The organism is Nitratireductor soli, from assembly GCF_001050155.1.
GTDB lineage: Bacteria > Pseudomonadota > Alphaproteobacteria > Rhizobiales > Rhizobiaceae > Nitratireductor > Nitratireductor soli.
Genome location: NZ_LFVY01000003.1, coordinates 1 through 12,236, shown reverse-complemented (window position 1 = coordinate 12,236; position 12,236 = coordinate 1). Strand labels below are relative to the sequence as shown.

General features: G+C 59.7%; 8 protein-coding genes and 1 pseudogene. 8 read left to right on the top strand and 1 reads right to left on the bottom strand.

Going from position 1 to position 12,236, the window contains the following annotated elements; genetic code table 11:
• Positions 1-101 precede the first annotated feature (101 nt).
• From AB843_RS04060 to AB843_RS04040, 6 genes are all read left to right on the top strand, one after another.
• Positions 102-458 (top strand): hypothetical protein, encoded by a 357-nt coding sequence (locus AB843_RS04060; protein WP_048645537.1) that lies wholly within the window; start codon positions 102-104, stop codon positions 456-458.
• A 141-nt stretch (positions 459-599) separates the two neighbouring features.
• Entirely contained in the window at positions 600-3,155 is a 2,556-nt protein-coding gene (secDF, locus tag AB843_RS04055; protein ID WP_048645536.1) for a protein translocase subunit SecDF, read from the top strand.
• Between the two features lie 33 nt (positions 3,156-3,188).
• The gene (gene tatB / locus AB843_RS24625; RefSeq protein WP_053086091.1) at positions 3,189-3,551 is read left to right on the top strand and encodes a Sec-independent protein translocase protein TatB; all 363 of its coding nucleotides are present in this window, start codon (positions 3,189-3,191) and stop codon (positions 3,549-3,551) included.
• Positions 3,544-3,738, top strand: a complete 195-nt coding sequence (locus AB843_RS25440; protein WP_157384416.1) for a hypothetical protein — start codon at positions 3,544-3,546, stop codon at positions 3,736-3,738. The genes tatB and AB843_RS25440 overlap by 8 nt, the downstream gene beginning before the upstream one ends.
• A 3-nt stretch (positions 3,739-3,741) precedes the next feature.
• Complete coding sequence (locus AB843_RS04045; protein ID WP_048645535.1) at positions 3,742-5,517, top strand: SLC13 family permease; 1,776 nt, start codon at positions 3,742-3,744, stop codon at positions 5,515-5,517.
• A gap of 71 nt (positions 5,518-5,588) precedes the next feature.
• Positions 5,589-6,245: a DUF502 domain-containing protein gene (locus AB843_RS04040; protein WP_048645534.1), complete on the top strand. Its 657-nt coding sequence runs from the start codon at positions 5,589-5,591 to the stop codon at positions 6,243-6,245.
• Positions 6,246-6,824: 579 nt separating this feature from the next.
• On the opposite strand, the gene AB843_RS04035 is transcribed toward AB843_RS04040, so the two are convergent.
• Entirely contained in the window at positions 6,825-9,800 is a 2,976-nt protein-coding gene (locus tag AB843_RS04035) for a Tn3 family transposase (protein ID WP_048645533.1), read from the bottom strand.
• A gap of 197 nt (positions 9,801-9,997) precedes the next feature.
• Here AB843_RS04035 and scpB point away from each other — a divergent pair.
• Both scpB and AB843_RS25435 read left to right on the top strand, forming a co-directional pair.
• Positions 9,998-10,309, top strand: a pseudogene (gene scpB, locus AB843_RS04030) (SMC-Scp complex subunit ScpB); the annotation flags it as partial.
• Positions 10,310-10,690: 381 nt separating this feature from the next.
• Positions 10,691-11,281 (top strand): hypothetical protein, encoded by a 591-nt coding sequence (locus AB843_RS25435; protein WP_157384415.1) that lies wholly within the window; start codon positions 10,691-10,693, stop codon positions 11,279-11,281.
• Positions 11,282-12,236 lie beyond the last annotated feature (955 nt).

Here is a 12,236-nt window from a genome sequence, read left to right as displayed (position 1 = left end):
AGTCGCATTGCCTATGAAGCGCCACATGTCGTGAGATGAGCGGACGCGGTCAAAGATACAATAGTCCCGGCGTTTTCGGTAGCGTGGGCGCTTGTCTCCGCTTGATCGCATCGTTTCTGTTGCTGGCTTGGGTCATTCCTGAGGCAACTCCCATCCAGCTTGGTTTGGGCCATGTCGCCGGGCAATCGAGCCTGGCTGCGACCCAGCCCATCGAACATCCGACCATTGTTGTCCGCGATCTGGCGCGTCATTCTGGTGCCGAGGCTTCCCGTCTCAAGACAGGAGCCTATGCGCCTGTCGCCGACGGAGATGGCAAGCCCCTCGGCATTGTCCCTGATGTCCATCTTCCGCTCGAAGCTGCGTCAGGCATCCTTTTTGCTGTTTGGCCTGACGACCGGTCGAAACTGCCGCCGATCCGCGCTTTCGATGCGCGCGGCCCCCCGACCCGGGCGGCATAGCCTGGCCGCGCGATCGCGGCTCTCGATTCACCGATATTAGTACCTCGCGAGTTGCTCGATCTTCACGTATCGAGCCACTCGCCGATCAGTGCCTTCTCCAGGCTTTCCAGCCCGATGAGACTGGCCGAACGGACAAGAATTATGCTGCATTTTTCGCGCTGGAAGACCATTCTCATCTGGCTGACGGTCCTGGCCGGCGTCCTGTATGCATCCCCGAACCTGGTTCCCGTCTCCACATTAGCATCACTGCCGGATTGGCTGCCGAAGCAGCAGCTGACACTTGGACTCGACCTGCAGGGCGGCTCGCACATCCTGCTCCAGATCGATCGGCAGGACCTCGCCAATGAGCGCCTGGAATCGGCGCGAGACGAGATCCGCACATCGCTGCGCGATGCCCAGATTGGCTATACCGGGCTTACCGGCGCCGGCAACTATGTCCAGGTTCGCATCCGCGACCAAGGTCAGATCGAAGCAGCAAAGAGCGCGCTCGACAGCCTGACGCAGCCGATCTCGGCGGGCCTCTTCACCGCCAGCTCGGTGACCGAGATGGAGATGGCTGAGCTGGAACCGGGCCTGCTGCGCTTCACCCTCACCGAAGGCGGTATCGACTATCGGGTCGCCGCAGCGCTGATCCAGTCGATCGAGGTGGTGAGCCGGCGCGTCAACGAGCTTGGCACGACCGAGCCGATCATCCAGCGCCAGGGTACCGACCGCATCCTGGTCCAGGTGCCTGGGCTTCAGGATCCGCAGCGACTTAAGGAAATTCTCGGCCAGACCGCCAAGCTGACCTTCCAGATGGTCGACCAGTCGATGCCGGTCGGGGAGGCGATCTCCGGCCGGCCGCCAGCGGGCTCGACGGTGATGTATTCGACGGACGATCCGCCAGTTCCCTATCTGATCGAGAACCCGATCATCGTCTCCGGTGAGAACCTCGTCGATGCGCAGGCAACGTTCGACCAGCGCACCAACGAGCCGGTGGTCTCGTTTCGCTTCGACAGTCGCGGAGCCACCCGCTTCGGCCAGGCGACGCAGCAGAATGTCGGACGCTTGTTCGCGATCATTCTCGACAACGAGGTAATCTCAGCGCCTCAGATCCGCGAACCAATTCTGGGCGGCACCGGGCAGATATCCGGCAGTTTCACGGTGCAGAGCGCGAATGACCTCGCGGTCCTGCTGCGCGCCGGCGCGCTCCCCGCCGACCTCACTATCGTCGAGGAACGCACCGTCGGTCCGAGCCTCGGTAGCGATTCGATCGAGGCGGGCCAGTTCGCGTCAATCATCGCCGGGTTCCTCGTCGTCGCCTTCATGCTTTTCGCCTATGGGCGACTGGGCCTGATCGCGAATATCGCGCTACTGGCCAATGTCGCACTGATCATCGCTGTCCTGTCCGTTCTCGGCGCCACGCTGACGCTGCCCGGCATCGCCGGCATCGTGCTGACGATGGGCATGGCGGTCGACTCTAACGTCATCATCTTCGAGCGCGTGCGCGAGGAGAACCGCCAAGGGCGGTCGATCGTGCAGTCGATGGATTCAGGGTTCAAACAGGCGCTGGCGACGGTGGTGGACGCCAATGTGACGACGCTGATTGCCGCGGTCATCCTGTTCTTCCTCGGCTCGGGTCCCATCAAGGGATTTGCTGTCACTCTTGCCATCGGCATTGTGACCACCGTCTTCACAGCCTTCACGTTGACGCGCTGGCTGGTTGCAGTCTGGCTTCGCCGGCAGCGGCCAAAAGCTATGCCCAACGGTGTGGTGCGCCTGGTGCCCGATGACACGCGGGTGCCGTTCATGGCTTTACGGAAGTACGCTTTCACACTGTCCCTGCTTATGTCGCTCGCTTCAGTCGCGCTGTTCTTCACCGTCGACATGAATTACGGCATCGATTTCCGCGGCGGTTCGAGCATAGAGGTGCAGGCGAAGGCACAGCAGTCCGACATCGGCGACATCCGTGATCGGCTGACCGCCCTCGAGCTGGGCGAAGAAGTGCAGGAGTTCGGGTCGGCCCGGGACGTGCTGATCCGCGTCGGCACTCAGGAGGGTGGCGACACTGCGGAGCAGACCGCCGTCGAAAAGGTGAGGAGCGCGCTCGAGTCCAACTACGAGTTCCGCCGCATCGAGGTCGTCGGCCCGACGGTGTCTTCTGAACTCGCCTTCAATGGAACAATGGGCGTGGTCGCCTCGCTTCTGGCGATGCTCGTCTACATCTGGATCAGGTTCGAATGGCAGTTCGCGCTCGGCGCCATCATCTCGACCTTCCATGACGTGATCCTGATGATCGGCTTCTATGTCGTGGCGGGCATCGAATTCAACCTGACTTCAATCGCCGCGATCCTGACGATCGTCGGTTATTCCATCAACGATACCGTTGTTGTCTACGATCGCGTTCGCGAGAATCTCCGCCACTACAGAAGGATGGCGATCCCTGAGCTGCTCGATCTATCGATGAACCAGACGCTGGCGCGTACGGTTCTGACCGGCGTGACCACGCTGTTCGCACTCGCGGCGCTTTCGATCTGGGGCGGCGAGGTCATCCAGTCATTCACGATCGCGATGATCTTCGGCATCCTCGTGGGAACCTATTCTTCCATCTTCGTCGCGGGGCCGCTCCTGATCCTGTTCAAGCTGCGGCCGGGCGCCCTCAGTCCGGAGGAAGCCGCAGTGGCGGGCAGATCCGCCAGCACGACCGCAGGGAACTGACGTAGCGACGGCACGGCAGCGCAGGAGCTTTGGATGTTTGGCATAGGTGGCACTGAACTGCTGGTCATCATCGTGGTGGCGCTGATCGTGTTTGGGCCGAAGGATCTGCCCAAAGCGATGCGGTCGGCCGGAGCGATGATGCGAACCTTCAACCGTGTGAGCGGCGAATACCGCAGGCAGTTCGAACAGGCACTGCGCGATGTCGAACGGGAGGTGGAGATCGAAGAGACCCGAAAATCGGTGGAAGCAGCGCTCAAGGATTCGCCCACGCCAGTTAAATCTCCGCCCGGGCAGAAGGACCAAGGTGACGACAGCAAAAGGTCACCTGCCGTAGCAGACCCGGAGCCAGGGGAACGCGCAAGCTCGGAAGCGAAGGAAAAACTAGGCCATGCCTGAGGAGACTGATCACCCGCTGCCCAAGAACGGTGGGAAGAGGCAGCCCAGCGGGGTTCGACCCATCCTGGCTGTGAAAGGGTTCATCCTGTCGCGATGGCGCGGCGAAGCGCCGCTGGCAACCGTCTTCTGGCGCGACAGCAGCGTGATCGATCCGACGACATCGATTGCGGCTTCGCCAGGGGAGTGATGGATGGCAAGTCTGCTCGCCGGTTATGAAGCCTATGTTGCCCTGGCGATCATATTGCTTCTGCTCGTCGGTTTCGTCCTGGAACTTTATCCCCCTGAAGTCACCGCTGTCGGCGGCGCTGCTCTGTTCCTGCTGCTCGGCTTTGTTGCGCCATCGGATGCAATGGCCGCCTTCTCCAATTCGGCGCCGATCACGATCGGTGCTCTGTTCGTTCTTTCCGGTGCGCTCGTGAGGACCGGCGTGCTTGAAAGCCTTGCTGGCATCGTTATCACGCGCGCCGCCAGTCAACCGGTCTTTGCGATTGCGATCTTTCTCGTTGCGACCGTGACGGCATCTGCCTTCATGAATAACACGCCGGTCGTGCTCATCCTCATCCCGATCGTCATGCGGTTGGCCAGATCACTCGACGTGGCCGCCACCCGGCTTCTCATACCGCTTTCCTATGCGGCGATCCTTGGCGGCACATGCACGTTGATCGGCACCTCGACCAACATTCTGGTCGATGGCGTGGCGCGATCGTCGGGACTTGCACCCTTCACGATTTTCGAGATCACGCCCGTCGGCCTCGTGGCGGCGACCGCAGGCACAGTGACAATGCTATTGTTCGGACGATATCTTCTTCCAGATCGCAGCACCGAAGATGCTGCTTCAAGCACCGAGGGCGAATTCCTGTCCGAGATCACCATCCGGGCAGATAACAAATACGTCGGCACTAAGGTAAGCGCGGCCCCCGACTTCAAGCGGCCGGGCCTGCGCGTCCTGGCACTGCGCAGCGGGGGCGAGTTGATCCGCGCCGATTTCAGCGAACGAAAGCTCAAGACGGGCGACTCGCTGATCGTTTACGGAACCCCCTCGGAGCTTCTGACCCTCAACGAGAAGCCGGGACTGCGCGTCGGGCTTCGCCGCGCCACGGAACGCGCGCGAGATTCCGTAGTGGTGGAAGCCATTGTCGCGCCGCATCGAGCGAGCGCTGGCCAGCGAATTGTGGACCTGGCGCTCGGCCGCTACGACGTCCGTATCCTGGGTGCCCACCGGCACCGACACTTACCCGGTCCAGACCTCGAGAACGTCAGGCTTCGGCCGGCCGACAAGCTGTTGCTCGAGGGGCCTGCGGCCAATCTCGATGCGCTAACCGACGATGCCGGCCTGGTATCCATCACTCGGTCTAGCGATAGGCCTTACCGCCGCGGCAAGGCGCCGATCGCCATCCTCGCTTTTGCGGCAGTCGTCCTCATCGCCGCGTTCGGACTCATGGACATCGGCATACTGGCCATGCTGGCGGTCGCGGCAATGCTGCTCTTGCGCTGCATTGACGCCGACGAGGCCTGGAGTTCGATCGACGGTTCGATTCTGATCCTCATCATTGCCATGCTGATTGTCGGTCAAGGTCTTGCCAATACCGGTGCCGTCGAGCTCATCGTTGGCAGCGTCTCACCATGGGTTGCCGGCTTGTCGCCGTTTGCGATGCTTGTCGCGCTTTACCTGCTCACCTCGATACTAACGGAAGTCGTGACCAACAACGCGGTTGCTGTCCTGATCACACCTCTCGCTATCGGACTTGCAACTCAATTGGGCGTGGATCCCCGGCCGTTCGTGGTCGCAGTCATGTTCGGGGCAAGCGCCAGCTTCGCCACGCCGATCGGCTACCAGACCAATACGCTGGTCTACGGCGCCGGCAACTACCGGTTCTCAGACTTTCTCAAGATCGGCATCCCAATGAACATCATCGTCGGCGCGGCCACCTGTGCGGCTATCCACCTGTTCTTCCCGCTCCAGTGAGTGACCGGCAAGGAAGTAAGCTCCCAGAACAATGAGCGACCGCCGCGCAACGATCTATTGAGAGACAAACCATGCAGTCCTTAACGCGATATATCGTCACCGGCATCCTCACGATTATTCCACTGTGGGTAACGGTCTGGGTCATCTGGTTCGTGGTGGATTTGCTAATCCAAGCCGGACGACCGATCGTGGTCACTTTCTCCCGGGCGCTACGGCCTATTTCCGGCGGGCTGGCCGATATCCTGCTCGCCGGGTGGTTTCAATCGACATTGGCCGTCCTGATCACACTGGCACTCCTTGGTCTCCTAGGCAGAGCGGCCAATGCGGTCATCGGCCGAAGATTCTTGCACCTCGTAAACCGCATCGTCGATACGATCCCGTTGGCGCGAACCGTCTACGGAGCTACGCAAACACTGATCGACGCACTGCGCGGAGACGGAACTCCGGGTGGGCAGCGGGTCGTCCTGATCGAGTTTCCAACACCGGAAATGCGAGCGGTAGGAATCGTGACGCGGATATTCCCGGCAACAGATGATCAGGAGGAACTCGCCGCCGTCTACGTCGCGACCACTCCAAACCCGACATCCGGGTTTGTCGAGATCGTTCCTACATCGCGCCTTGTATGGCTCGACTGGACGAAGAACGAAGCCATCGCTTTCATCGTATCGGGTGGCGCAATGGCACCCGACAGTATTCGCTTTAGGAACGATGCGAGCCCACGCACGTAAAGTGAGCGGGATAATAGTTAATCGGCCTACGTGTGCACAATCGTGCAGATTTGGAGTTCGCCGGTCTCTCATCAAATTGTTGCAACCGATCGCAAGGTCGTCCACGGGGTTTGCTTATCTTGGGGGCACTACTCTTGTAACGACCCCTATCTTCGGAATCGGGCGGATCGCTTGAATGCTCCAGGTTGCGGCTTCTTCGCCGAGTTTCGTTAGCGGGGATTGGCAGCGCGTGCGCGCAAAACGATCTGGCCTGCCTTTGAAGGCATTCCGGATCGCCAAGATAAGTCGACGCGCACCTGCCGGATTGGCCACTTCGAAGACCTCCGCTTTCGCCGCATTGCCTGAGATCGTTTCGATACCGTCGGCGCGTAGTTTCGCAACGTCTTGTCGGCGTCCTCAATAGCGAGGAACGGCAGTCCCGCCTCTTTCAGCGACTGGCCGATCAGGCTGCCGCCGCGTCCGTGTGATCGCTGAGTGAGGTCTTGGACGGTGGACCACACCGATGGAGCGGGAGCGCGAGTCGGGGTCAGAACAAGAGCTGCTCAAAATCGTACGCTAAGGTCGAACGGAGCATGAACATCATGCCGCCCGTCGGATTGGTGCTGGCAAGCGAAGCGATCTGAAGCCTTCCGGCATCTGGTGCTCAGAATCCCAAGTGTAGATGCCTGTGAGGTTGATGTGTTCCCAACTGAGCGGCGAGACATGTTTGAGCAGGTCATTCGGGATAATCCGACCCGCCATGCGCAGATGCGTGGCTGCGCGGTCAAGATAGACGGTGTTCCAATGGACAATGGCACTGACGACGAGATTGAGACCGGAAGCGCGGAATGCCTGGCTCTCGAATGACCGGTCACGGATTTCTCCGCGCTCGTGGAAGAACACCGCGCGTTTGAGCTTATGCGCTGCCTCACCCTTGTTGAGGCCGGCTTGGCACCGTCGGCGCAAGGCCGGGCTCGAATACCATTCGATCATGAACAGTGATCGCTCGATCCGGCCGAGTTCCCGCAGCGCCTTGGCCAACTGGCTTTCCTTCGGAGACGCCGAGAGCTTCTTCAGGATCGTCGAGGGGACGACGGCGCGCGTCGTGATCGACGCTGCCAGATGTAGCAGGTCATCCCAATGGTCAAGGATCAACGCGGAGTTGATTGGTGCGCCGATGTGGTTCGTCAGCGCCGGGTAGGCGTCGCCTTTCTCGAATGTGTGGAACTTTCGATCCTTGAGGTTGCGTAGCCGAGGCGCGAAGCGTTTGCCGATAAGGGCGAACAGCCCGAAGACCTGATCGCTCGCGCCGCCAGTGTCAGTAAAATGCTCCTGGATATCCAGGATCGTATCCTGGTCAAACAGGCCATCGAGCACGTAGGCCGCTTCGCTTTCAGTGGGGCTGATGGGCAAGATACTGAAATAGCCATACTGGTCCGACAGGTGGCTGTAGAATTTCGATCCCGGTTCGCTGCCATAGTGCAGATTGACGTCGCCGCGTTTTGCCGCTCGGTCGCTCGCACGGAAGAACTGTCCGTCGGACGACGCGGTCGCTCCGTTGCCCCACAGGCGGGAATGCGGGTGACCGGTATGTGCGTCGGTGATGCAGGCCTGAGCGGCGCGATAGGTTTCTGATCGGGCATGGAACGTGCGCATCCAGCCAATCTGATGGGCGCTGATGCCCTTGGATGCGCCGGCCATCCGCTTCGGACCGAGATTGGTTGCATCGGCCAGGACGCCGGCCAGCATGGCAGAGACATTCCGTGGGGCGTCGCCTGTGCGGACATGTGTGAAGTGATCGGCAAAGCCCGTCCAATCATGCACTTCCCTCAGGAGATCAGGAACTTCGACCAGCGGATACATCTCGCTGATCTCTGCGTTCAGTTCTTCGGCTGCCGCGGGAACGTCGCCGACGGTCGGCGTCACGATCAGCGTTCCCGCTTCGAGACGAACACCCTCGAGCTTACCAGCGCGAGCGCGATAGGCCAGGCGCTTCAGATTGAAGTCCAGCACCTGCTTTACTTCGTTCAGCCAGGCGGCGACGTCACTGCCTACACCAAGGCCAAGCCGATCCTCTTCCTTCATCGTGGTGAACGTAGATCGCGGCATGAGGTGCTCGTCGATCGGGCGGAACGAGCGGCTGCCCTCTACCCATATATCCGCCGAGCGAAGGCGCTCGCGCAATGCGGCGAGAGTGGCTATCTCATAGAGCCGGCGATCAGGCTTCTGCTGCCCAAAGATCAGTTTCCGATCGGTCGGACTGAGATGGCTGGTCGGAACACGCTCGGGCAGTGCATGCCGTCCCTCCGAATGAAGCCTTCGGAGCATCGCAATGGCTGTGAGCAAGGAGTCGTGGCGGCGCGCTGAACGGAACGTAAAGGTCGCCAGGAACGCCGTCGCGTATTTGACGACGCCACTATGCTGCTCGGCCGCCAGGACCAGCGGGGATGCCTCATTTTCCTCCACCATTGCTGCAAGCTCCGGCTTCATCCGCAGCAGCCGGTGCCAACCGACCTTCTGGTCGAGCACCTCAAGTGCGTCCTGACCCCGATCGTTGGCCGACTGCAGCGCCGATATCGTATCGAGGAACAGACGCAGGGCCTTGGAGGCGTCTGTTCGGTGGTCCATGTGCCGCCGTTTCTTGCGATTGTGCGCCTTGGAGAACAGCCGCCCGATCAGCTTGATGAACATCGTCACGGCGTCATCGGTTAGCTTCTCGCCGAGCTTGATGACCTGCGCGACGATCAGGGCGTGACGACGACTTGCATTGAAGTCGTTGGCCAGCCACGCTGGCGTGGCATTACCCTCACGGACCATCTGGCCCCACCGCCCGGAAGCCACGCGCGTCTGCAAACCGGAATCGATCCCGAGTGTTCGCAGGAATGCAATTCGGTGGGTCAACCCGATCAGATTTGAAGCTGCCCGTGCTTCGGGCGCCGACCGCAACCAATGGAAGCGGGTCTGACCGATCGCGGCATCAACCTCGAGCAGCTTGTCGAGCGCCTGCAGCTTCTCGGGTGCCTGACCTTCGATAAGCGCACCCTCGGCGCGGCGGCGAGCTATGGCGCGAGCCGCAAGCCCCATTCGCTCGATGATTTCCGCCGCAGGCAACAGTACTCCGCGTTCTCGCAAGGTGGCGACAATGGCATTCACAATCGAAGCGCCGCTGTCGGACATCGCGGCCGCCTCAATTGCCGACAACAGCCCCGCGCGACGATCCTGAGCTGTCGCGCTTCTGACGCCGAGATAGATCATCAGGCGCGCAATGTGATCACGACGCGTCTCTTCCCGGCGGGCATAGGTTGTGAACACAGTGGGATCGGCGCCGATCTGGTCGGCGACATATCTCAACATCGCACGTGGCGGAATTTCGCCTGCCGCCAGCACCCGGCCCGGATGTCGCATCACGCAAAGCTGAACAGCGAAGCCGAGCTTATTGTGCTCGCGCCTGCGCAGGTCAATTTCGAGGCGATCCGCCGCGGACAATGAATAGTGTCGGATCAGGCTGTTCTCATCAGCCGGAATATCGAAAAGCCCCTGTCGATCCTGAGTTTTGAGAATCTTGCGCCTAGCCACTGCTAAACTCCGCACACACACCAACTCCCGCTCAATGTTGCCGAGCTGAATGGATGTGGAAACGGAAGCTGTCGCGTTGCCATGACTATCCACAGGGATCAGGCATCAAGCCCTGGAAATCGAGAGACACAAACATACCCTGTTCGTGCTTCGTTCGACCTTAGCGTACGATTTTGCACAGCTCTTGTTCTGACCCCTATCATCAGCCGATCACGCGCGCGGCGCTTTCCGGCATGATCGGTCGTGAGGTTTCCCGCGACACGATCGGCCATCTGCGTCGGCTCGAGTTCATCGCTTCCGGTCCGCGCTCACCGCAGCCCGGTGCGCCCTACACCTATGTGACGACCCGCAGGTTTCTGGAGCATTTTGGGCTCGACACGCTGCGCGATCTGCCGGACCTGGAAGCGCTCGAGGATGCAGGGCTTTTGATGCGAACCGGCGACAATGCGGATCCGCTGTTTCATGCCGATGGCGACCAATCGGTGACGCTGGACGACGAGTTTGGATAGGTCGCCACCGGCCGCTGTTCTTGAGGATCACAGCGCATCTATCAGGGTTTCTGGACCAAGTGTATGACGGGCCACTGGACAGACTCGGACTGGCACGTCGGTAATGACAGCAGTGCGCCTCAATCCCGGTCGTTAGTCCCACCATTTCGTGATCCTGAAAGCTGCCGGTCCGCTACCAAGATACATCATGTCTCGGATCGGTGGGAAGCGGTCTGTCCGGTTGCGGCGTGTGGCGGAAAAGGTTGCCGCTTTCCATGCGCGTGCAGTAGGGATGATATTTCGCGCCGATAAGAAGAGGCTACATTAATGGGAGGTATAAGCTATGGGGATACTAAGCCCGAGATTGTCAATCTAGCGCATAGAAATTTCGTGCAACCCGCTATGGACCCGCGAACGCTATGCACGACGCCGATCGAATTGCTAAGCAAGGACGGCCAGGAACAGGTCATTAGCACCGCAACGGGGTTTTTCTGGCTCCATGGAGGTCAGGCATATTTGGTGACAAATTGGCATGTCGTGTCGGGCCGCAACCCTTTCACTGGTGCGATTTCTAGCCCAACTGGTTACACTCCTTCACAGTTTAACTTTTTCGGTACCTCTATCGAAGTGCAAGATGGACGGGTGGCCATCGACCGCAAGAAAATCAGGATCACCCTTGGGCCGCATGCTGAGGAGGTCCTAGAAAAGCCGCCTATCGTCGCGGGCGGGCCTGTTGACTTATGGGCGATGCCATTTCCAAACGACCTGGTCATAGGGTTGAATCCGGCTCGCATCGGTTACAAGGGCGCCGAAGCAACAACCTCTTTTATCAATGAGAATTCATTTCAGAGAATTCTTACGCAAGCGGGGGATGAATGCGTGGTATTGGCTACCCGCTACGCAACTACACGGGCGGGATGTTCCCGGTCTGGAAACGTGGGTTCATTGCGAGCGATGTGGGATTGGGTGTTGACGGACGGCCTATGTTCCTAATCGACTCCGCTACTACGTCCGGTATGTCCGGGTCTCCCATTCTGCGCCGGGTGAGCACGTTTACTGCAGACAATAAGGAGCTTGGTGCACTCCAGGAGTTTCATGCTCTTGAATTCATCGGTGTCTATGCCGGGCGTCTGCAAAGCGCGGATCTAGCGGCGACAAACTTGGGATATGGATGGTATCAGGTACTCATCCCTGAGGTCGTAAAACAGTACCAGTCAAACCCAGCTGAAAAGGTGCAGGCTGCCACATAGAGGACGGCGACAATTTTTCCTGACACGGCGGCGCCTAAGCTGCCGTTTCCAACTGGCACTATGGTCCGCTTTCTTAGGCGGAACATAGTTCGGTATCTTGGAGTCGATGTCGACAACGCTCTTTCGCTTTCTGAGGCTACCGAAATCGGAAATAAGTTTCGCCGACGGTGGCTGAGCCTGTCGGCGAAGCGCCAATAGTGGACTTCTGGGCTATTGGCCGTCTCTCGCTTTTCTCGCCGAGTTGAAGTGGAAAAGATCGATCAGACGAGTCAGAGTTGTCGCCAGGTGTCTAAGCAGCATACTTGTTCATTAGATCGGACCACACATTGGCTACAACTTGAGACACGACTTTACGAAAGCCACTATTCAGTTTCTTCGCGACCAAGTGGGCAACCGCTGCTCGAACCCTGGGTGCCGTCGGCCGACCATTGGGTCCGCGGAAAACGCCCAATCGATCGTCAATGTCGGCCAAGCTGCTCATATCACCGCGGCCGCCCCTGGTGGACCGCGTTATCTAGCAACTCTTACCGCTGAGGAGCGTGCCTCTGCCGACAATGGGATTTGGCTCTGCCAGAACTGCGGAAAGCTGATCGATTCTGATCCCACCCATCACACAGTCGAGCTTCTCCGCGACTGGAAACGAAGAGTGCAGGATCAGGCTTTTGTGGAGTGACCTGCTCCCCTGAGATGTTCCCGAT